The sequence below is a fragment of the Vibrio penaeicida genome, assembly GCF_030689305.1.
Classification (GTDB): domain Bacteria; phylum Pseudomonadota; class Gammaproteobacteria; order Enterobacterales; family Vibrionaceae; genus Vibrio; species Vibrio penaeicida_B.
In genome coordinates this window covers 1-22585 of record NZ_JAUYVM010000014.1, presented here as the reverse complement: position 1 = coordinate 22585, position 22585 = coordinate 1, and the positions used below count along the sequence as shown (strand labels likewise).

General features: G+C 44.6%; 15 protein-coding genes. 9 read left to right on the top strand and 6 right to left on the bottom strand.

Translation table 11 applies throughout. The annotated features are described in order from the left end of the window. Positions 1-6 precede the first annotated feature (6 nt). The 5 genes from Q8W40_RS19880 to Q8W40_RS19860 form a co-directional block, all read right to left on the bottom strand. Positions 7-1098 carry an ABC transporter ATP-binding protein gene (locus Q8W40_RS19880; RefSeq protein ID WP_305399670.1) on the bottom strand — a complete coding sequence of 364 codons (1092 nt, stop codon included), beginning with the start codon at positions 1096-1098 and terminating at the stop codon, positions 7-9. Further along, positions 1098-2447, bottom strand: coding sequence for a GH1 family beta-glucosidase (locus tag Q8W40_RS19875; protein WP_305399668.1), 1350 nt, complete (start codon positions 2445-2447; stop codon positions 1098-1100). The genes Q8W40_RS19880 and Q8W40_RS19875 overlap by 1 nt, the downstream gene beginning before the upstream one ends. 6 nt (positions 2448-2453) lie before the next feature. Continuing rightward, positions 2454-3320: a carbohydrate ABC transporter permease gene (locus Q8W40_RS19870; RefSeq protein WP_101111633.1), complete on the bottom strand. Its 867-nt coding sequence runs from the start codon at positions 3318-3320 to the stop codon at positions 2454-2456. Position 3321: 1 nt separating this feature from the next. Then, positions 3322-4308, bottom strand: a complete 987-nt coding sequence (locus Q8W40_RS19865) for a carbohydrate ABC transporter permease (protein ID WP_101111632.1) — start codon at positions 4306-4308, stop codon at positions 3322-3324. A 96-nt stretch (positions 4309-4404) separates the two neighbouring features. Beyond that, positions 4405-5649 (bottom strand): extracellular solute-binding protein, encoded by a 1245-nt coding sequence (locus Q8W40_RS19860; protein WP_305399667.1) that lies wholly within the window; start codon positions 5647-5649, stop codon positions 4405-4407. A 555-nt stretch (positions 5650-6204) separates the two neighbouring features. Here Q8W40_RS19860 and Q8W40_RS19855 point away from each other — a divergent pair. The 9 genes from Q8W40_RS19855 (at position 6205) to Q8W40_RS19815 (ending at position 21781) form a co-directional block, all read left to right on the top strand. Further along, positions 6205-8211, top strand: a complete 2007-nt coding sequence (locus Q8W40_RS19855) for a prolyl oligopeptidase family serine peptidase (protein WP_305399666.1) — start codon at positions 6205-6207, stop codon at positions 8209-8211. A gap of 3 nt (positions 8212-8214) precedes the next feature. Beyond that, positions 8215-10368 carry a TonB-dependent hemoglobin/transferrin/lactoferrin family receptor gene (locus tag Q8W40_RS19850; protein WP_305399665.1) on the top strand — a complete coding sequence of 718 codons (2154 nt, stop codon included), beginning with the start codon at positions 8215-8217 and terminating at the stop codon, positions 10366-10368. Between the two features lie 9 nt (positions 10369-10377). Next, positions 10378-12636 carry a proprotein convertase P-domain-containing protein gene (locus tag Q8W40_RS19845; RefSeq protein ID WP_305399663.1) on the top strand — a complete coding sequence of 753 codons (2259 nt, stop codon included), beginning with the start codon at positions 10378-10380 and terminating at the stop codon, positions 12634-12636. Positions 12637-12645: 9 nt separating this feature from the next. Then, positions 12646-14217 carry an Lcl C-terminal domain-containing protein gene (locus tag Q8W40_RS19840; protein ID WP_305399662.1) on the top strand — a complete coding sequence of 524 codons (1572 nt, stop codon included), beginning with the start codon at positions 12646-12648 and terminating at the stop codon, positions 14215-14217. After that, positions 14217-14780 (top strand): Lcl C-terminal domain-containing protein, encoded by a 564-nt coding sequence (locus Q8W40_RS19835; protein WP_305399660.1) that lies wholly within the window; start codon positions 14217-14219, stop codon positions 14778-14780. The genes Q8W40_RS19840 and Q8W40_RS19835 overlap by 1 nt, the downstream gene beginning before the upstream one ends. A 419-nt stretch (positions 14781-15199) precedes the next feature. Beyond that, positions 15200-16714, top strand: coding sequence for an HD domain-containing phosphohydrolase (locus tag Q8W40_RS19830; RefSeq protein ID WP_305399658.1), 1515 nt, complete (start codon positions 15200-15202; stop codon positions 16712-16714). Positions 16715-16725: 11 nt separating this feature from the next. Continuing rightward, the gene (locus Q8W40_RS19825; RefSeq protein WP_305399657.1) at positions 16726-18432 is read left to right on the top strand and encodes an ABC transporter substrate-binding protein; all 1707 of its coding nucleotides are present in this window, start codon (positions 16726-16728) and stop codon (positions 18430-18432) included. Between the two features lies 1 nt (position 18433). Further along, positions 18434-19936 (top strand): sensor histidine kinase, encoded by a 1503-nt coding sequence (locus Q8W40_RS19820; RefSeq protein ID WP_305399655.1) that lies wholly within the window; start codon positions 18434-18436, stop codon positions 19934-19936. A gap of 138 nt (positions 19937-20074) precedes the next feature. Then, complete coding sequence (locus Q8W40_RS19815) at positions 20075-21781, top strand: glutamate decarboxylase (protein ID WP_305399653.1); 1707 nt, start codon at positions 20075-20077, stop codon at positions 21779-21781. Positions 21782-21936: 155 nt separating this feature from the next. Here Q8W40_RS19815 and Q8W40_RS19810 read toward each other — a convergent pair whose 3' ends face one another. Next, positions 21937-22260 (bottom strand): hypothetical protein, encoded by a 324-nt coding sequence (locus Q8W40_RS19810; RefSeq protein ID WP_305399651.1) that lies wholly within the window; start codon positions 22258-22260, stop codon positions 21937-21939. Positions 22261-22585 lie beyond the last annotated feature (325 nt).

The window sequence follows — 22585 nt, the reverse complement described above, 5'->3', positions numbered from 1 at the left end:
GAGAATTCAGTCAGCCAAGGACTGTTCACTTTCAATATCAAAAAGGTGGATAGCATCCATATCTAAGTATACTGATAAGATGTCGACGTCAACTTCTGCCGCTTGGGTTTCAATTGTGAGCGATTGCCCATCCAACATGCCTTTCACTAATATGCTCGCACCAAGTAGCTCTTTATCGATGACTTTAATCGGTAAAGGGTAGTAGCGTGAATGACTTATTTGCTCGGCGCGTAAATAGAGATCGGTGGGGCGAATGCCAAAATGTACAGAGGCTTCATTTCTGGCTTTTGCAATGAAGCGTTCAGGCATAGGGATAAGAAGCGATCCCAATCTAATACTCCAGTTGCCTTCGTGTTGTACCTGTTGCGCATCCAGCATATTCATTGAAGGATTACCAATAAACTGCGCGACAAACTTGTTGGCAGGACGCTGGAATACGTCTATTGGCGTTCCGACCTGCGCAACATAACCGTCTTTTAGAATCACTATTCTGTCGGCCAGCGTCATGGCTTCGATTTGGTCGTGAGTGACGTAAATGGTCGTGGTCTTTAATTCTCTATGCAGGTGCTTTATCTCTTCACGCATGGTTCCGCGAAGTTTTGCGTCTAGATTGGATAGAGGTTCATCAAACAAAAAGACTTTTGGGGTTCGAACCATGGCTCGTCCCATCGCAACGCGCTGTCTTTGTCCGCCAGATAATGCCTTTGGTTTTCGATCTAAAAGTGGTGCCAATTCCAGCATTTCAGCGGCCTTTCGAACTTCTGTGTCGATGTCACTTTTAGGCATGCCTTTCAATTTAAGCGCAAAGGCGATGTTTTCATAAACCGTCATATGTGGGTAAAGGGCGTAACTCTGAAACACCATTGCCAGATTTCGGTCTTTGGCATCGACAGAATTCATCAATTTGTCGCCTACGTAGATTTCCCCTGAAGAGATCGATTCCAACCCAGCTAACATCCTTAAAGTCGTCGACTTTCCGCAGCCTGATGGTCCGAGAAAAACCACAAACTCACCGTCGTCTACCGTGAAATCAAACTGTTTTACAACCGCTACGTCACCGTAGGATTTCTTTAAATTTTTAAATTCAACCTTGGCCATTAGTTGCCTCCTTTAGAGCGGTCTTCCAACATGTTTCGATACGCAATGGCACTGTGTTTTAGAGTACGCTTTTGCGTGGCATAATCGACATAGACCAAGCCGAACCTTTGTTGATACCCAAATGCCCACTCAAAGTTGTCCATTAGGCTCCATGCAAAGTAACCACTTACTTTAACGCCTGATTTAATCGCGTTGTCTACCGCATTGAGGTGAGCTTGAAAGTAACGAATACGCTGCTCGTCGTGGACTTCTCCATCCACGAGTTTGTCGTTCACTGCTGCGCCATTTTCAGTAATAAATATTGGTGGCAGCTCCTTGTAGTAATCATGGATACGCAGAAGCACATCAGTCAGTGCTTGAGGGTAAACTTCCCAACCAATATGGGTGTGCTCGGCGTCGTTTTGGCTGACGCTTTGAATCTGACGGTTGGAACCGTATCGCACTACAGAACGGGTATAAAAATTGATGCCCAGATAATCGATGGGTGCACTGATTATTTGTAGGTCTTTTTCCAAAATAACGGGCAGATTTTCCTTTTGTTTCTCCAGTACCAAATCAGGGTAGTTGCCGTGCAAAATGGGCTCCATAAACCAATGGCAGCTTTCTGCATCTTCGTATATTGCGGCATTTTCATCCGCTTTAGTTTCTGGATAAGCAGGAGTCACATTGAGCACAATGCCGTGTTTCGAAGCCGGTGCATTTTGACGCATAAGTGGCATCGCTAAACCATGTGCTAGCAGAAGGTGATGAGATGCCTGAAAACCTTCTTTCTCTCCCTTTATTCCAGGTGCGTGAATGCCCCAACGATAGCCAAGAAAAGCGGACACAAAGGGTTCGTTCAGCGTGGTGTAACAATCAATTTTATTTCCGAAGTATTGGCTAACAATATTGGCGTATTCGGCAAATTTGTAAGCTGTTTCGCGGTTCAGCCAACCACCACGATCTTCCAAATACTGAGGTAAATCCCAATGGTATAAGGTGACGTAAACTTTGAGCCCTTGCTGGCGGCATTCATCAATAATGCGTTCATAAAATGCCAAGCCAGCGGTATTAACGATGCCGTCTTTGTCGATAATACGTGGCCACGCTATCGAGAATCGGTAAGCATCGACTCCCAATTCTTTAATCATGGAGATGTCTTGTTTCCATAAATGGTAATGATCACAAGCAATATCACCATTGTCGTTATTATCGACAGTGTTCGGACGAAGGCAGAACGTATCCCAAATGGAAGGGCATCGACCGTCTGCGGTGACTCCCCCTTCGATTTGGTAAGAAGAGGTCGCAACCCCAAATACAAAGTCTTTTGAGAGCATGGATGAGTCGTGTGGAAGCTGGTATTTGTTCATAAAACGTTATCCTTTTACGGCTCCAGAGGTTAAGCCGCTGATCATTTGCCGCGAAGCAAATAGGTAGGCTGTTACCAAAGGAAGAATGGAAATTGTGGTGCCAAGCATGACGGCTCCCCAAGGTGTGTTGGGAATACCTTGTACGCTGCGTAATGCTTGAGTAATGACATAGTTTTCTGGTGAAGTGAGTACCACGAGTGGGTTCATAAAACTGTTCCAGAAAAACACAAATTGAACGATGGCTAATGTGGCGAGTGCAGGTTTCATAAGAGGAAGAACCACACTCCAGTACGTACGAAACTCTCCAGCGCCGTCTAGCTTGGCTGCTTCGAGCAATTCTTTTGGGATAGAGGCAACCACATGTTGGCGCATTAGGAATATGCCAAACGGCGTTGTCGTAAAGGGTAACCACACTGCCATATGGTTATCGATAAGCCCTAAAAACTTCACGATCATGAAATAGGGTATTAGGCTCAAAACTGGCGGTATCATCATGGATCCAACCAACATGCCAAATAGGACGTTTTTCCCTCTGAATTGATAAACCGCGAAGGCATACCCTCCCATCGAGCAAAACAAAAGCGAAATTGTGGTACCCAAAAAGGCCACGTAAATGGAGTTAAACATCGCTTGCCAAAAAGGCATGATTTCAAGCAATTTTGCGTAATTAATCGCGAGGCTATCACCAATAGCAAAGCTGATGCCTGAGCCGAATATTTCCGTTCGATCACGAGTTGAAAGCAGTGCAGACCAAATAAATGGAAATACAGTCATCAAGGCGGAGATGATTAATACACTTGCTAGAGCAACCAGTGCGACCTTAACGATGACTTCCGTCACGCGTGTGTTCTGAGGGGCGATAGAATGATTCATATTATTGTTCCCCTAATCCTTTCTTCCCGAAGAAGAAAAATTGAATGCAGGTGAAAAAGGCGATAAGCGCAAAGAGCAGCCATGAAATTGCCGAAGCCGTCCCCATCTCTAGCCATTCCCAGCCGACTTTGTATAAGTACATGGAGATGGTTAACGCAGATTGACCAGTTCCCCCCGTCCCCCTTGTCAATACGAATGGTTCTTCAAACAACTGTAGGTTACCGATGATGGTCATGGTGACAGCAAAGAAAACAAACGGTCGAATCATTGGAAGTGAGATACTCCAAAACCGACGAAACGCGTTGGCTCCGTCCATTCTGGCGGCTTCTAAAATGTCTTTTGGAATGGTCATTAAGCCAGTGGTGTAAAGGACAATGTTAAAACCGGTGTATTTCCAAAATACCATGATTGCGATTGCAGGCTTTACCATGGTTGAATCGTCGAGCCACCGTATGGGTTGATAGTCGTTTACCCAGCTAAATGCCCACCCAAATAGTGTGCTGTCGGATAGCATGATGAGCGTTTGGTTGATGATTCCGCTGTTAGGGGAATACATATTGAAAAAGATAAGAGACGCCGCGACGGTCGATGTAATGAACGGCAAAAAATAAGCCGATGTGAGCCAATGCCTGAGACGATCGCTTAACGAGACTAAAATGTAAGCGACAGGTATGGCGACTAGGTGCTGAGCTACGCCTGACGTGATGGCCAACCACAGGGTATTCTTAAGCGAACGCCATAACCAAGGGTCGGTGAGCGCAATTTCGTAGTTCTCCACTCCCACATATTTCATTGCGGCCAACCCTTCAACAGGGTTCCACGCATGAAATGACAGGTAGACCGAAAACAGCAGGGGAAAGACACCGAAAACGGAAAAAATAATTATGAATGGCAACAAAAATCCATAAGGTGTTAGCGCATTCATCTGAAAGCGCTTTTCCTGAGTATTCGTTGGAATTTCGGTTGCTTTACTGTTTGCAGTATCCATATCCTGCTGGCTCCGTATTGCTTCAAATCTGAGTGACGCCTTAAATCCAAGCTATGTCTTAAATTCAAGTTACGTTCTCAATTCCAGTAACTTTTATTACAGGTTACGTGTTCTGCGTTTTATTAGACGCTCTGCTTCTTTGAGCGCAGTTTCGATGTCTTTACCTTCATCGAGCACTTCCATTAATGCATTTTCTAGAATGATGGCTCGGGCAACGTGATCGCCTTTACTCGGCTGTACGGGTTTTATATTTTTCGCCACATCTGCAAACAGTAATCGCGCTTTCTGCCCGCCTAAGAATTCAACTTCTTGTTCGAACAAAGGATCGTTGTAGGTCGTCGTGTTAGCTGGGAACGCCGCGATAGTTTCAAAGTGCTTAAGTTGAACTGCACGGTTTGTTGTCATGTATTCAATCAGCTTCCACGCTTCATCTGGATGATCTGATTGTTTTGGAATAGAGAGAAAAGACCCACCCCAGCTGCCGTAAATACCATCAGGTAAGTGAGAAACGGCCCATTTCCCCTTGGTATCTGGGGCAATCCAATTGTTTAGGTGACCCAAAAGCCAAGCACCAGAAAGTTGGGTTGCAAATGTGCCTTTGCGAAAACCTTCATACCATTCATTCGACCAAGCTAAGATTCGAGCGTCTAATCCGTTGTCTCGGATCTTTTTCGCTACTTCAAACGCGTGAACAAAGCGTCGCGAAGTGACAACGGAATTACCCTGTTTATCAAAATACAGGCCTTCACCTTCTGGGACTGTCGTGAAAATAATGGCTTGCGCGACATCTGCAGCTGAGGCAATAAGCTGGACATTCTGTTGCTTTAATTTGACCCCAGCAGCGATGTAAGCATCCCAATCTTTAATGGCTTCTTTTACATCAATACCCGCTTTTTCAAAGATGTCGGTTCGGTAATACATTACGCCAGGTCCCAAATCGACGGGCATGCCGTACATGCTTCCATCGCCTCCTTTGCCTTGCGCCCATGCATAAGGCGCAAATTGCGCTTGAAACTTATCCGCACCGTATTGTTTTGAAAGGTTAACTAAGCCACCTGATGCGACAAAGGGACCAATTTTTTCAACATCGACAACGATCACGTCACCAGCGCCAGATCCGGTCGCCAGGTTAGTCGTGAGCTTGGTGTGGTGGTCACCGTGATTGTTCATCAGGTAATCAACGTTGATTCCAGACTCTTTCGTAAACTCCGGCAATATGACCTTTAAACTGCTGTCAAAATCGGGGAAACCATCAAATCGGATTTTGTTTTCTTCGGCATGAACGGTGGAAGCGACGCCTAATGCAAGCGCGCAACATGCGGCAATTTGAAACACTTTCATATCATATCCTTATGGGTTTTATTGGATGCAGGCAACAGAGTGCGTGGGCAGTATCAATAAACTCTGGTCGATATAGTGTGAACTTCGTCTCATCAGGCGAGAGGGGAGAAATAGGAATTTCAGGAAAATTGAAAGGCTGGGCAAATTCAATACATGCCATGAAACTGTTTCATGGCATCAAAAAAAGCAATAAATCATGAATGGAACGTTATGTGTTTTTATTGTGATGCTTGTCACAATGGTTATCTGCAATTTGAAATCATGAAAATACATTTCAAATTGTTAAATGGCAGGGTTTTAGTTGAAGTATGGGTTCATAACAGGGTTTTTCATCGATTTTTATTTATTTTGTGAATTATTATTCGAATTCATTCCTAGTGATTGGTTGAGCTTGCTCTTGTGGAGATTGTTTACCTTGGGTTGTTTTGTGAGCGTTTGGGTGCTCAATATGTGATTTAAGTCAGATATCAATGTAAATGATAATTGATATCATTATTGTTTGGGTGCACCATGCGCGACCTTTTATAAGTTCTCTCTATATTTCTAAGGTTGCTCATGCTTTGGCGTTCTTCACTGATTTTATTCACTGGTCTCACATGCTTTCATGTTCTGGCTCAAGACGAGTTTCAATGGCTCAGAGATGACAGCCGAAGCGACGCGAGCGTTAAGCAGTTTTTAGTTGATCAAAATACCAAAACCGACAAAACCTTATCAGACATAAAGCCGCTTAAGGACTCGCTACTCGATAAATGGCAACGTGATGATGTCGAAAAAGCCCCTCAACCTTGGTTGGTGATAAAAGGGGAGCAGTACAAACTTAGCGTTCAAGATGGTCGACAAGTTTTGCTGCGAAAAAATCGCTTAAATGCGATGGCTGAAGTTGTATTGGATATCAGTACTCGGCAAGAGAAGCACGCTTATTACCGCCTTGCTAATTGGACGCTAAGCCACGATTTAAGCGCGATAGCTTTGGCGGAAGATGTTACTGGGACTGGGCAGCATCAGATTTCGGTGATTGAACTTGAAACCGGTTCAGAAACATGGGTTACCAGTGGTTCTGAATCCACAGTGCTGTGGTCGAGAGACGATCGTTCTCTGTATGCAGTCGGTCAAGAAAGCACGACTCAGCGCCCCTACCAATTGGTTCGATTTGACCTCAATTCAAAAAGTAAGATAACCGTATTTAGTGAAGCCGATCCAGCGTGGCTGGTGTCTGTCTATCCGGCTAGCGATGACAATTGGGCGATTGTTCAATCTAATAATGAATCCAGCGTAGAACAACTTCTTCTTAATCTAAACACTGGGGCATTGTCGAAAACCATTTTCCCTAGAAAGGATGGGTTGGAGTATTTTGCAGACATCGCCAACGAGCAGTTGTTTGTGAATTCCAACCATCAAGGCGAATTTGCTATTTGGCAAAAGCCCCTTAAAGCCGACATTTCTGAGCTTAGCCTTGCGTTCCAACCTACTGAAAATGAATCCATCGATAATTTTTATCTTTTCGAATCTGCGTTAGTGGTTTCGACGGTGGCTCATCAAAACCGCAAGCTAACGGCTGTAAAAGACGGAAAAACCGCGTGGCAGAAGTCATTGAGCGAGAATGGTGCTGTCACTTGGGTGAAAAGAAACGGCGACTATGGCAGTAATCGAATTCGTTTGCGCAGCATGTCATTGATTCAACCGCCTAAATGGTCGGAATTGGATGTGAATACTGGACAGGTTTCTGCTCTTTCTCAAGATGTCTATCCAAGCCACGATACCAAAAATTATGCCTCAAAACAGGTCTGGGTTAAGCAAGGTGGAGTGCGTGTTCCTATCACCTTGGCTTATCGCAAGGACAAGCTAACCAAGGATTCACCGGTCATTTTGTATGGTTACGGTGCCTATGGTGTCGCCATGCGCCCTTACTTTATGCCTCAAATAGTTAGCTTGTTAAATCAAGGCGCAATTTACGCTATCGCGCACGTTCGCGGTGGTGGTTTCCTTGGAAATGACTGGCATGTATCAGGTCGTGGCATCAACAAGCAAAACGGTATCAATGACTTTCATACGGCATCTCAGTATCTAAAAAACTATGAGGACGGTGACCGCCCTATTCTCGCAATAGGAGGCAGTGCTGGCGGTACGTTAGTCGCAGCGGCGATCAATCAAAAGCCAGAACTGTATCAGGGCGCGGTATTACAAGTGCCATTTTTGGATGTTGTAAACAGCATGTCCGACAGCTCTATCCCATTGAGCGATCAACAGCATTTGGAATGGGGGAACCCAAGTGACGCCAAACAGCGTGAAGTGATGCAGAACTTCGACCCGTATCAAAACCTTAAAAAACAAAATTACCCGCCTGTGCTAGTGCGCGTGGGTTATCAGGATCGTCGAGTACCTTTTTGGGAAGGTGCTAAGTATGTCGCTCGCCTAAATATGCTGAGTACCGCAGACCACCCTTACATGTTGCGCACCGATTTCGTATCTGGTCACCGACCAGACCGCCGACACGCTCTGAATTTTCAGGCGGAAGAGTACGCCTTTCTCCTTTCACTTGTTCAACACTCATCAGCGGAGTAATTGATGAAACTTTCTCCTTTATCTGTCGCAGTATCGGCTGCGTTGTTTTCTCATATCTGCTTCGCTGAAAGCGGCACAGTTTCTACTCAAAATGAACAGGAGTTTGTCGAAACCGTCGTTGTTACGGCAAACAAAATCGACACTCCTCTGTTTGAAGTACCGGGATCCATCTCTGTGGTTGATCTGGACAAGGCGGAAAAGGAAGGGGCAACAGAACTCTATGATGCGCTAGACACCGAACCGGGCGTTTCTGTTACTGGCGGAGCGGGCCGACCTCAGAACATCGTAATCCGAGGGATGACAGGAAACCGAATCGCCATTGTGAAAGATGGTGTAAAAATGTCGGACGGCTACGGTGCTCTGGATCTCAATGATGGCGCGGGTCGTGACACTTTTGATATCAACAGCCTCAAGCAAATCGAAGTGGTGAAAGGGGCGAGCTCCAACATTCACGGCTCCGGTGCTATTGGCGGTGTTGTGGTACTGGTTTCCAAGAAGCCAGAGGACTATTTGCAGGGGAAAGATTTCCATTCCGAGGTAGGCACGACCTACACCCAGATCAGTAACAAAACCAAAAGCTATGCTCTTTCCGCATTTCGTTTTCAAGATACTGAAGCCTTAATTCGCGCCAGCTACTGGTTGGGCGAGGAGACCCGAAACTACAAGCAGGATCTCTATAATCGTGATATCGACGGCTACAATCTGGATGCGGTGGTTGACCATTATCTGCACGACGATTTTATTATTAAAGCCAAAGCAAATTACTACCTTAACCGTGTTAATCGCGATGAAGGCACGCATATTGTTCAGCCGGATGGAAAATGGGACGTTAGTCACTACAACGACAAAGTCTTTACTCAGACGATCGGTTTTGAACTTGGGACACAGCATACCGTCTCAAATGCATTTTACGATGAGCTGAATACCAAGGGCTATCTACGTGATTCCACCTCCCAGCGTGATCGCAATTACTCAATATACCGTGACAACAGAGGCATCACTGAGTACCGCAACGAAGATGATCATCGTGAGTTTAACGACAGTGCGATGGGCATCAATCTGGACGCCAATAAACTAACTGACTTCGCCGATATGCAGCATCAGATCGTTTACGGTGTAGAGGTGGACCGTCGTTCGTACAACCGCCCAGTTAGCCGAAAGACATTCGACACGAATGGTTTGGACGAGCAAGATAAGTCGCCGTTTGCCGGAGTGGTTACTCACAGATTCAGTTCGTACATAAAAGACAGAGCAACTCACGGCAACTGGATATTCGATCTTGGTGCGCGTTTTGATTTTCACCATCTGGAACCGGAAACAAAAAGTGAGATTGGTGGCTACGAAATCAGCAATGCCCACAGCTCAGAATGGTCACCAAGTTTGTCTGTTACCCACAAGTTCACGCCTTCTCTGAATGGTTATATCAGCTACAACCATGGCTATCGTGCTCCAAGCTACGACAAGGTCTACGGCTTTGTACCTCACCTGTTTAACCTATTCGACCCGTTTTACATTATTCCGAATTTAGAGTTGGAAAAAGAGACCAGCGATTCCTACGAACTGGGTGCTAAATATCAGGACGGTCAATGGTCTTGGTCGACGGCGGTTTTCCACACCCAATACAAAAACTTCATCAATGTTAAGCGAATAGGTCGGGATCCAAACGGCAATTCGCTGTACCAGTATGTAAACAAGAAAAATGTGTTTACGCAGGGGATGGAATTCTCTGTGGCATATCAGATTGACGAACAATGGGCAGTGTCGACCAAAGCAGGCGTCGTCGATGGAAAAGATGGCGATGGCAATTACATCCGTACTCTGACTCCATGGGAAGGCAATGTTCAGCTCGACTACGAACAAAATACATTGAGCGGTTACCTTCGAATGAACTGGGCTGCAGAAATGACCAGAACACCTGTTTGCAACAATCAACTGCAAGTGGAAGTGCCGTGTGACCAGACTCAGGCTTGGCATTCACTGGATGCAGGGGCAAGCGTCGTGCTTTGGGACGACCTGACGTTGAGTGCTAACGTGATCAACCTACTGGACAATCAGTTTACACGTTATCAGGACATCGCCGGATTGGGTAAGCATCAGACCTCTTTCTCAACCGAGCCAGGACGGTATTTCACACTTAACGCGAAATACGAGTTCTAGGGAGGCATGATGAAAAAGTACCTATTGCCGACCCTACTTTGCGCCAGCATCTCATCTGCTATGGCAGGGGAGTGGGACTACCCGAGCGATGCAGCCACAGTGACCAGTGATGGCGAAGCACTGAACTACGTGAGCCAGCGCTATGCTGATGTTGGTTCATTCCGGTTGCGTTACGTTACCGAAAGTAAGCTTGGCAAGCACTATAACTTTGATGTGCTGGTGGATGGTGAATACAAACATCAGAGAACGGTCGTTCTGAATACGGACAACGATCAACGCGTTGCCCGTATTTTCAAAAGCTTAGAAGATACTGTGATTCGAAACGGGTTAGTCACCACGGCGGTTGAACTGGAAAATCCGAGGCGTCTTGAAGCACTGGAGCCGCCACAGCTGGCAACCGGTTCTATCAAGTCGGTGAACGTCAATGTGTTCAACCCAGATCTTCGTACCATGGATAAGGTTCCGGAGCCCGATACTTTGTGGAAAAACCTAGAAGATTACCCTCACTCGATTCGGTATGTGAGTAAGCCCGTATCTGTTCTTGAATCTGGTGGCAAGTTGTATCTGGCTAATGAGCGTGTGCGTCAGGTGGATGCGAAGGAGCTGCAACAGAAAAACGCGGACACTGGAGTTTGGGAAACCAGCCCCACCAGCTCGTTTCTGGCTCAGGAAGGTATTGTTGAATTTGCTTCTGAAGCCGCACTGAGTTCAGTCACCTATAACATGCCGGAATTTGCGCAGGTTATGGCGTTTTATCATCTTGATCATTCGCTGCAATACTTGTCTTCACTGGGTTCTGACTTGTTTTCTGAACCTGTTCGCTTTGATGGAAGGGGGCTGTCGCAGGATAACTCTGCGTATTATCTCGGTCCTAAAGCGACCATGTTTGGTATTGCAGGCTCGCCAGATGCACTAGATGCCGATGTGGTTATCCATGAGCTGGGGCACGGGATCCACTATCAGATTGTACCGGACTGGGGCTATGGTCATACCGGAGCTATCGGAGAAGGTTTTGGCGACTACTGGGCAGGATCATACAGCTACCGTATTCAGTATGTTCAGGGCGAATCTTTTGAATTGGATACCTTCGCTAACTGGGATGGGGTGTTTGGTTTCAAGAAAAATACTCGAAGCTTGTGGAATCAGCGTGCTCGCTACTTTGAAAGAAGTGAATACCGACCACACGAATATGTGGGCGGAGAACTGGGTGACGAGCTTTGGTCAACCCCTTTGTTCCAGTCGCTGAAACAATCGGTCGCCAAATACGGACAGGTCGCTTTCTCGGAGTTTGACACCATTGTGCTGCAATCCATGTATGGCTTAGGTCGCGGTATGAAAATGCACGATCTGGCAGAAAGCATGATTTTTGTTGCCAACAAACTGTATTCGGGTAAGGAATACGCTCAGATCCTAAAAGCGAATTTCGATATTCACGGGCTGATTAAAGAACCGTTTCGCGTAGTCAATACACCTAAATTTATCGATCCAGAGCATGGTATTGACCTGCAGATTCTGCGTAACTTATCACTAAGCCGTGTCGACGGTGTAGCCCGTACCGATTTGGCGAAAGAGGTCAGTTTTTCTGATGCCAGTTCAGCCATACAAACGATTCATGTTTCCGGTCTGTCGGATGGTGTTTGTGCGAAGCCTTTTGAATTGGCTTTAGACGTTCAATATTTGGTAACGAGTAACCAATCGGTTCGTCGCTGGCAGCATACAGAGCAGCTTGTTTACGGACAGCCGAACTTTGTCACACCAGTCACTTCCGTCAACGCTTCTATTCCTGATGCGGACCAGAACAATAATTTAGGCGTTAAGTCGTTCAGCTATGACGTATACGCTCAAAAAAACATTTCAGACAACCTTGGGATTTATTTCGAATTGGAGCACGCAAAGCTTACCGATATCGAACTCAAGCTGACCAGCCCAGATAACGTTGTTATCCGAATTAAGCCGCATGAATACAGCAGCGGTAACACGTTCAAACGCTACTTTGCTGCGGGCAACTCTAAAGAGTTAGATGCCCTGAAAGGAACCAGTATGTATGGCATCTGGCGACTGGAGATCACCGACTTTGCACACCAGGACACAGGCACCTTATTAAAATGGGGTGTCAGCGAACTGAGTGGGTATCAATGTGAGAACAAGGCGACAGACAACAATAAAAAGCCGTCGACGACGCATTCTTCAAGCGGGGCGTCCATTGCCTGGCTAAGTTTGCTCATTCTATTTACCGGAGCCTGGCTTCGGAACCGCAAGTACTACTAAGAGTTCATTATGAAAACAAAACTGACCCTGCTTTCGGCAGCTCTCCTGCTCGCCGGTTGTGGTGGTTCGGGCGGCGATTCTGCCAGCTCAACCAGCCTTCCGACTTATAATTTGTCTGGCAACATTACGACAGCCAATGTCCCTGCCAGCGCAAAAGTATGTGTGGATGCAAACCAAAACTACCGTTGTGATGCGTCCGAGGCGAGCACAACTGCAAGTAATGGCGCTTTTACCATCACCAGTACCAGCCTGAGTATTTATGATTTTCCCATTTTGGCGGTGATGGACACAGGTGTGGCGCAAGCTTCTGCATTAAGCATTGTTAGCCCTGCCTCAGCGGGAAGCCAGACTGTTTTGGCTGCACCGAATCGTCGATTGAAAAGCGACAACGTTATCAATGGCATCACGACGCTGATCTCGGGTGCAATGGATAATGGTTTAACACTGACTCAGGCAGTTTCTCAGGTAGAAACCGAAATTAAGCGTGCAAACATCACTCTTTCAGGTTCTTTGCTGGATAACCTAAACGCCAACGATCTAAGCGTACTTGAAGCGAATGTAGTAAAACTGTCTCAAGCAGCAGGTGATGAGAACCGTTCCAGCGTTCTGGCATCCGCTGGACTTTCGCTAGCAGACCATAAAGCGTTGACGGAAGCTAACGCATCGGCTGAAGAGCTAGCTAAAGCAGTAACTGAACTGTCAAAAGCCAAATTCACTTTGCAGCCATTGAATGATACGGGTCTGACTAAGTTTTTCTCGGACGCTTCAAACACTGAAAACCAGACCGAAAACCCGTCGGATTACCCAGGTCAGGATGCTATGTATGGTCTTGATGTCACCGATAAGCAGGCTAACACTGGTAACGGTTTTAAATTCACAAAATTGGATGCTCAGGGTAACGAGCTGGCGGATGACGCCACTGAATGGTCTTGCGTATCCGATGAACGCACCGGATTGATTTGGGAAGTGAAATCTAATGATACCTCCTCTATCCAGCATTTAGATCGCCTGTTTGCTTTGGAAATCAAAGATCGTATTTCTTCTAATAAAGGCGACGTTTTGACGGCTACTTGTCAGACTACTGGCGACGGAATTTGTACGACTCAGCAGTACGCTGATGAGTTAAGTAAACGAAATATCTGCGGTTTATCTACTTGGCGTTTGCCTACGGGAGATGAGCTGTATGGAATCATAGATTTTAGCAGTACTAGCCCTCTTCCGAATAAAGCGCCGAGTGATCCAGGTGAGGTGATTGCGGGTCTGAATATGAAGTACTTCCCTAACCAAACTATTGGCTCAGAAGATGAGGCACCTTACCTAAAACACGGCATTGTTTGGTCTGACAGCTTCTACGCAAACAGTTACCGTGAGGAGGAAGATGGGGTGGTTTACTTTAGCTATGTTCACCTAGTGAGCCCAACACATGCGGCTTCTTACACTGGAAAAATAAGAAAACTTGCTTGGAGCTTGGGCACAATAGCATTCGATGAATATGGGATTTTTACAGGTTCTTATTCAGATGACACATCCGAATCTTGGATTTTCCCAACTCGTTTGGTTGCGAATAAGGAGACTAAATAATGAAAAAGTGGTTGATTTTATCAGTTTTATTACTGACTTCCGTAAGTGCGTTCGCTCAAATTTGTAGCCCAAACATCAGTCGTTCAGCTCCGAATTCCAGGTTTGTTGTTCAGGATTCCGGCATTGTAAAGGATTTGAAGACAGGTCTAACTTGGATGAGGTGTCCTGTAGGCAAAACATGGGATGCTTCGCAATCTTCTTGTAGCGGAAAGTCAGCAGAGTTCTTATGGCAACCAGCACTTCAAAGAGCTAATGACATCGCTAATTCGCCTTTAGATTCACTCTATCAATTTGCGGGTGTGACAAACTGGGGTTTACCTAATATCAAAGAGCTACAATCACTGATTGAAAAAGGTTGCCATACACCAATGTTAAATTCTAAGGCATTTCCTAATTTCATTGATAAAGATGTTGTCACAACAAGAACGATTTGGAGTTCAACACCTGTTGGTTCGGGTGACGCAGTACTTGTTTTGAATACTGTACATGGCGAAATATACTCTCAAGAACCCAATAAAGCTGGTGCAAACTACGCGATTATGATGGTTTCAGACAGCAACTAACCTCTAAAAGCTTCGGAATGATAAAAAGTCAGTCTTTGTTTTAAAGGCTGGCTTTTTTGTTTGTGGCAAATGAAAAGGGTTCGCTACGAAAAGGGCGATGTCGATGTCGATGTAGAGCGACGACACCGAATAAGCGCTGCCCCGTATAAATAACCCACAAATTGCTGCAAAAATCAGCTCGAAAGGTCAACAGACCCTAGCAATGCCTGTAAGAACAAATCTTTCGAGAAATTCCTACTCGATTAAGCTCATCACATTAGTCTGAAAGGCTCAATTAATTATCTCTAATACAGGTCTCTGTGTTGAACTTTGGTCGGTCTTATTCTAAACCTAGATAATAAGTTAATAAATAATAAGAACAACATATTTAACATTAAATTAAATTGGCTTTCCTTACAAAATTCAACCTTGTGACTGTTATGAGTGATGATAATTTTTGTTTTGCCCAGCCCGAAGAAGTTGAGAAACCTAGTAATGCAGACTACTGGGATATCCTTGTTGTTGATGATGAACAGGATATCCATGATGTGACTAAAATGGTTTTTAACGACAGTGAGTTCTTAGATCATAAGTTCAGGTTTTCTCACGCCTACTCCGCCAAGGAAGCGAAAGAGCAATTACTGGATAATGAGAACTTTGCTGTGCTGCTGCTTGATGTTGTCATGGAAACGCGGCAAGCAGGGTTGGATCTTGCTAAATGGGTGCGTGAGGATCTTGGGAATAGGCATAGCCGTATTATTCTAAGAACAGGGCAACCAGGCGATGCGCCGGAAGAGTCAGTAATCCATAACTACGATATTAACGATTATAAAAATAAGACGGAGCTGAGTTCGACTCGCCTAACGACAACGGTTTTTTCTGCTGTACGCTCCTACAACGATATTCTGACGACTGAACATTCAGAGAAAGCGTTAAAAGTCATATCAAATTTAACATCAAATGTTTTTGAAGAAAATACTGCTGAAACATGGTTGGAAGGCATACTTGCACAGCTGGTTTCTGTCCTTAGGTTAGAAAGCGCCAACGGTTTTGGATTTTGTGCCTCTCCTGTTGATGGAGATTGGACTGTAGTTTCATCTACGGATAAAAAGAGTGCTGAAATTGGCGATCCACTTACTCGCTATTTGGATAACCGGGATGTGGACAGTTTCCAATTCAACGGTCAAATAGTAGAGGTTTCACCTTCTCAGTTTGTCATACCGTTGGGTGTTCGAAATTCGTTAGGCATTATTTCAATCAACTTGCCGCGGCATAATATTGAAAGCCATAGAAAGCTAATAGAAATACTAATTAGAAGTGCGTCTATTGCATACGATAAGTTCTTTTTATTAGAGGAAATGATAGCGACACAAAGAGAGGCTGCTTATCGGTTTGGTGAAGTGATTACTGAACGCTGCAAAGAACCCAAAAACCATATACAACGGCTTTCTTTGGTGTCTTACATTCTGGCACTTCACTCCGGCTTAACAGAAGAACATGCCCACAGAATCAAATCAGCTATACCGCTGTACCATGCAGGTACTATTGCCATCCCTGATGAGGTTCTCTTTAAATCCGATACGTTGACGAATGAAGAATGGGAAGTCATGAAATCTCATACTTCTATAGGTGGGGAAATATTGTCGGGCTCTCCTCTTGAAGTGCTGCAAACTGCTTCTGTTATTGCTTCAACGCACCACGAAAAATGGGACGGTTCAGGTTACCCCTCCGGATTGAAAGGGAGCGATATCCCAATTGAGGGAAGAATCATTGCCATCGCCGCTGCTTTCGAATCCATGATGATGGAAAGGTCTAGCCCCGACCCTAAATCGAAAGACGACATTACCCACTATTTTCATCAAGAAAAATCTAAGCACTTCGATCCAACGTTATGTGACGTTTTTATTGGAATTTATGATGAATGCGTTTCGCTAATGAACAAATATCCAAGTTGAAAGGCTGTTATATGAATTTTATTAGATGCTTAACCAAGTTATCGACCGTTACATTATGTGTTGTGATTTCCATTACCTCGCCCACAAGCGAGGCAAAACAGCAGTTTAGAAAAGACACCAGTGTAGACTCTATTACAAACAGTTTCCGAGCGGGCTCGCACGCCAAAGTTTATTTACCCAACCTTCCTTATATTGCCAGCTCTCACTCGATTAACGCCGGTTTGGTAAGACCTGCCAATAACCAGCAAGGCTGGGAATATGACATGGCCGTAAGCCATAACATTTTGTCGCCACGTCTTTATGAGTTCGAACTAAGAAAAGGGGTTAAGTTTCAGGATGGAACGCCTTTTGATGCTGATTCGGTTCTGATGAACATCGACTATTTTATGAAGAAGCCGTATACGTTTACCAAGCTCCATAAAATATTAGAAAAAGTTGAAAAGGTTTCGCAGCATAAGATTCGTTTCCATCTAAGCGAGGACTACGGTCTGCTAATGTACGACGCCATATGGCTTCATTTTTATACCGAGCCATATCTTAAGAAATTTGGTTGGAACGGTAAGCCTTTTTGTCCCAACTTGGCGGAAGCCGGACCTTATGGTTTAGGCCCGTATATTTTGAAGGAAGGGTATATAGAAGGGGATCGAAGAACCGATACCGCAACACTAGTCGCTAATCCACATTACTGGGATGAAAACTCACCTAAAGTCGAAAAAATCACACTCTTTATGAGCATGTCGCAAGAAGAAGCGAAACAAAAAACACTGCAATCTGAAGGTGAAATCGACATAACTCCCGTCTTGTTTTCTGATGAAGTAGAAACCATTTTCGCTCCATATTCTAAGCTGAGCCGTCTCCAATCTACCAATACCTATATTTCGAGATTTAACCTCTTCAACGGGCACCCTATATTCCGCGAAAGAGAAATTCGCGAAGTGATCAATGAAATTATTGATCAAGAGTCGCTGGTTTCTCTCTCTATGAACGGTGAGGGAGTGAGCACTTACGTATCTGTTGCAGAACAACTCTTTGGAATGGAAGAGGCGCTCGATAAAATAGAAGATGGAAACCGCCCGATGAGAAGTAAAACAGATCTGCAGAACATCATCAGCCAATACAAAAAGAAACATGGGTTTAAAGAAGATCAAAAGATCCCAATTCGCTTCTTAGCTCAGCGAAGCATGCAATACATCTTGAAGGATATAAAATTCTTTATTGAAAAGTATGACTTTGAAGTGACGTTCATCATCGCCAAATCTGAATCGGAAATGTTCGGCAATGCCATCGGTGCGCATAACAATACCAATTCCATTCAATTCGACATTGTCTTGTGGCCCAATTTTGATTGGTTCAGAAGTCCTTGGGTCTCATTCTTTATTTTTGATACGGCTTCAAGTTGGTCCACTACCCCGCCCGAGGAAGAGTTGGAAGCGCATGTCTCTAAGTTTATTTCTACGCCTTATAGCTCAACAGAGTACACGACGGTTTTATCCAATCTTCTGCAATACATAAGGCATATGAACTATCAACTCAGTTTGCCGAGTCCATACAACACCATTGCTATCAACAAGGAAGTGGTATTTAAACCAAGAACCTCCGCTATTTTCCCGTTGTGGGAAATACAGGTGAGCGATTTTCATTGGTCGGTTCGAGGCGACACCCCGTATCCGGAAGAACTCAAAACCCCGATAGAGATTACGGCGACAGAGGGCAAGTAATATGGGCGCGTTTGCGGGAGACAGCTTATCAAAGAAAATTCTAGTGTTGTTTCTGGCAACAACCAGTGTCTTGATTTTGCAAGGGATATATAACGTCTACAGTATGAATGGCGTGAATAACTCCATCAAACAAGTTCATGATTCTGTTGCTCAGGTGAGCCGAAACAACGCGGAATTGACGCAGCCTTTAGCCGAGCTTAGGCAGCTAACCATGAACCTTGTAATGGCCCCCAATCGTAATGCGAAATCAGAGATCATTGAGAAAATTAAAGTAGAGACAAAAGCGATAAACGTGACGATAGAAAACTATCGAGCGGAACAAAATTCACATCAAGAGTTACTGGCTGTCACTGAAGAAATACGTTCATCTTGGGCGGAGTACAAAGAAGCGGTGTTACTGACTATCAACTATTCCGACGACAACATTCGTATTGCGGAATTTATGCATATTACGACGGATGCAAAAAACGCTTACGACAAATTAATAGCGGACGTAGCCGCCTACAATAACCACCTCGTGGATATCAGTGAGGTGATATACGATAAAGCGGGTGAAGATTCGAAATGGGCATTTTGGGCGGTGATTCTCACCACGGTCACCGAGGCCGTCATTCTAAAAGTTATCCTGTTCTATGTATTGAATTTAGTGAAGAAAAGGCTTGATGAACGGAAAGCACACATTCAAGAGGTCACAGAGAAAAACAGTGAGTTGGAAGACAACATTTCCAAGTTAAAAACGGTGCAAGGGAAGCTGATTGAAGCAGAGAAGCAGGCCTCATTGAGTAAGCTAGTGGCCGGTGTAGCGCATGAAATTAACACGCCTATTGGAATAGGTATTACGTCATCTACGCTCATAGAAAATAGTACAAGTAAGCTAGGAGAGCGTGTTGAAAGTGGTCAACTGACCAAAAATCATCTGACTGATTTTGTCTCCTCTTCAATTGAAACAACACAAGTTCTTATCAAAAACCTCCATCGCGCCGCCGAAATTATTCAACGCTTTAAACGACTTTCATCCGACAATATACAACCATTGATAGAGAGCTTGAATATCGGAGACAAAACCAAAGATACCATTTTGGCAATTAGCCCTAATATGAAGGGCGTGGATGTTAATTTGGAAAATATTCAAAATATTGAAGTGGAAACAGATTCTGGCGCGATATATCACACAATTTCGAACTTAGTGCTTAACGCTAAAAACCATGCTTTTGAAAACATTGAAAGCCCAAAAGTTGTGATACGCATGGGCGATTATCAAGAAGATAAAGTGACCATCATGGTTCAAGACAATGGGAACGGTATAGATGAAGAGACGTTGCCTAAGATTTTCGACCCATTTTTCAGTACCGCCAAAAACAACGGTGGGACGGGCCTAGGGCTTTCCATTGTGTTCAATGTGTTGGCAAGGATAAACGGCTCGATAAGGTGTGAGAGTGAAAAAGGGCAAGGGACGACTTTTTTCATTGAAATCCCAGGCCCAGCAAAATTAGTATCTCACTGAGGGGGAACACCCTACACTCTTGTTTTGAGATCACTTCTATGACTTGAATAAATACACAGCTATGAGCTTGAGTTCATAACGTTCCTTTCCTACGCTCAGTTGAAATCCAATGTAAACAACGCAATCAGAGAGCTAGTGATGGGAAATCAAAAAGACATAAAATTCCAAACTGCGAATACTCCAACGTATGGTCGCAGCCTTTTCCGTGAAGAGACACCCAATAACAAAATGCCTGAAATGGAGCATGATCCACAAGTGGTGTATCGCTTTATCCGAGATGAACTTCAATTGGATGGAAACCCAACATTGAACATGGCTTCTTTCGTGACAACAGTGATGGATGAAGAAGCCAACCAACTCATTAAAGACAACTTGGGTAAGAACTATATTGATGGTGAGGTGTACAACCGAACGTTGGAAATTGAACAGCGTTGTGTGCGAATGTTGCTTGATTTGTTTAACGCACCCAACGACATGAAAACAGCGGAAGAACTGGCACATAACAAAGACATTCCAAGTGGGTGGGGAACGGTGGCTATTGGTTCTTCAGAAGCACTAATGCTGTGCGCCCTTTCCCATAAAGAACAATGGAAAAAGAACCGCAAAGCGAAGGGGCTTTCCTACGATAGACCCAACATTGTAATAGGCTCGGATGTACATATTACGTGGGTAAAATACGCACAATACTTTGATGTGGACATCAAGTGGATTCCGATCACGGAAGAAACCAACTACGTTATTACCGCAGAAGAAGTCAGAAAAGCAGTGGATGAAAACACCACTTGCGTTGTTGCGGTGATGGGCACTTCCTACACAGGGCAAAACGATCCGGTTGAAGCCATCAATAACGTGTTGGTCGAACTTAAAAATCACCCTGATCCAGATTGTCGTTTGGATGTTCCTTTACACGTTGACGGAGCCAGTGGCGGTTTTATCGAACCTTTCCGTGATCACAGCGAAACACCCGAATTAAAATGGGACTTCAAACTAGAGCAGGTAAAAACCATGAATGTTTCTGGGCATAAGTTTGGTTTAGTTTATCCAGGGGTAGGGTGGGCGCTTTGGAAAGACTTCCACGAGATCCCAGAAAAACTGTTCGTTACAACGAATGTGCTTGGATTTGATGAATCCACCTACAGCTTAAACTTCTCCCGTGGCAGTTCGATGGTGCTGGCTCAATACTATAACTTCTTACGTTTAGGTAAGCATGGTTACAGCGCCGTGGTTCAAAACTTAATGTCTCTTGCTCAGGATCTATCAGCAGGGTTAGGATCTTTGAGGTTAACGGTTACAGAGCAAGATAAAGAAGCCGGTGACGACGCACCAATGACGACAATATTCGAAAACAAACCGATATTTGAAGTGGTTAATCACGCAGAATATTTCCCAGCATCAGCTGTTAGATTGAATCTAACTTATGATGATCAGCCGTTAACGAATGACGATACCAAAAACTATATTTACTCCGTCCATGATGTTTCAGACAAGCTGAAACAGTTTGGCTGGGTGGTACCTGCATTTTCAATGCCTCTTGAAAAGCGCCCACCAACGCAAGAGCAAATAGTAGAAACACCGCAAATTGCTGTTATGCGTATGGTGGTGAAAGAAGGTATTAGCCGCGATATGGTCGGTATCCTTATCCAAAACTATATCGATTCGGTGATTAAGCTTGAAGAACAGGTAAGAGCGATTCAGGATTCGACTAAGACGTACAAAGCTACCGTTACATTCGATGCAGACAGTGCCAAGTCGGCTTCCGATTTGGTAGAGAAAGCCAGCGTTAAAGTCACCTACTTACATCGTTCTGAATCCCGCGAACGCAGTGTAATTGCAGGTGCGAAGTAGTTTTAATTTAAACGAATCGTGGCAATATTAAGACACTTAAGCCCCAAACATGTTTTTGGGGCTTTGTTCATTATTTTGATATTCAATCAGCCACTTCTTCAGCAATGGTATTGTCCTTTAAACGAGGACCATACGCTGATAGTGGAGAGAGCGAACTAGTTTAGATACAAATCCTTTATTTTGAACCAGCCACCCTCACAGCCTTGTATTGTTACTGTCAGCTTATGCCCAGATGCTTTTGCAGTAAGGATCATAGATTTAATGACATCGTCAGACTTAGCGACACCTGCCCATCCATTGTTTCCAGGGCATTGATTGGAGCGAATTGCGTTGGGAAACCCTCCATTTAGTTGCAGCGCAATAGCACCATTGGGGTTAGCGAAGATCTTTCCCACTGTGTTGGTGTCTTGGGAATAAGGTGTTGCGTTCGCACTTCCAAAAAACAGTATTGTGGAAATACATAAAGCCTTTTTAAACATAGATCCTTCCGTAATTGATTGATTCACGAGTTTTTGAATGGTTTACCGTGAGTAAACGACGCTATACAGCTCGCATACTGAACTGCCTGAGCCATTCCACTTCTTCTCTGGGTTGGCGTAAAGTGTGACAGGTGTGTTTGCCTGATACGCTGCTAAAAGCATGCTCAATGTTGATTCATATCCCGCGCTCGATTTGTCAATGAAGTAACCGTGCGAACAAGAGGTGCTATTTGTGTTTAGTTGAACGTGGCGTTGTTGCCTAAATCAGTTGAACCTTTTTCGAGTCTTGCGATCTGATCCTTTATGATGGTTAGAGCGGTGGTGA

Excerpts from the sequence above, each read along its gene's own strand:
- Q8W40_RS19880 (WP_305399670.1), bottom strand. The coding sequence starts at position 1,098 with ATGGCCAAGGTTGAATTTAAAAATTTAAAGAAATCCTACGGTGACGTA.
- Q8W40_RS19875 (WP_305399668.1), bottom strand. The coding sequence starts at position 2,447 with ATGAACAAATACCAGCTTCCACACGACTCATCCATGCTCTCAAAAGAC.
- Q8W40_RS19870 (WP_101111633.1), bottom strand. The coding sequence starts at position 3,320 with ATGAATCATTCTATCGCCCCTCAGAACACACGCGTGACGGAAGTCATC.
- Q8W40_RS19865 (WP_101111632.1), bottom strand. The coding sequence starts at position 4,308 with ATGGATACTGCAAACAGTAAAGCAACCGAAATTCCAACGAATACTCAG.
- Q8W40_RS19860 (WP_305399667.1), bottom strand. The coding sequence starts at position 5,649 with ATGAAAGTGTTTCAAATTGCCGCATGTTGCGCGCTTGCATTAGGCGTC.
- Q8W40_RS19855 (WP_305399666.1), top strand. The coding sequence starts at position 6,205 with ATGCTTTGGCGTTCTTCACTGATTTTATTCACTGGTCTCACATGCTTT.
- Q8W40_RS19850 (WP_305399665.1), top strand. The coding sequence starts at position 8,215 with ATGAAACTTTCTCCTTTATCTGTCGCAGTATCGGCTGCGTTGTTTTCT.
- Q8W40_RS19845 (WP_305399663.1), top strand. The coding sequence starts at position 10,378 with ATGAAAAAGTACCTATTGCCGACCCTACTTTGCGCCAGCATCTCATCT.
- Q8W40_RS19840 (WP_305399662.1), top strand. The coding sequence starts at position 12,646 with ATGAAAACAAAACTGACCCTGCTTTCGGCAGCTCTCCTGCTCGCCGGT.
- Q8W40_RS19835 (WP_305399660.1), top strand. The coding sequence starts at position 14,217 with ATGAAAAAGTGGTTGATTTTATCAGTTTTATTACTGACTTCCGTAAGT.
- Q8W40_RS19830 (WP_305399658.1), top strand. The coding sequence starts at position 15,200 with ATGAGTGATGATAATTTTTGTTTTGCCCAGCCCGAAGAAGTTGAGAAA.
- Q8W40_RS19825 (WP_305399657.1), top strand. The coding sequence starts at position 16,726 with ATGAATTTTATTAGATGCTTAACCAAGTTATCGACCGTTACATTATGT.
- Q8W40_RS19820 (WP_305399655.1), top strand. The coding sequence starts at position 18,434 with ATGGGCGCGTTTGCGGGAGACAGCTTATCAAAGAAAATTCTAGTGTTG.
- Q8W40_RS19815 (WP_305399653.1), top strand. The coding sequence starts at position 20,075 with ATGGGAAATCAAAAAGACATAAAATTCCAAACTGCGAATACTCCAACG.
- Q8W40_RS19810 (WP_305399651.1), bottom strand. The coding sequence starts at position 22,260 with ATGTTTAAAAAGGCTTTATGTATTTCCACAATACTGTTTTTTGGAAGT.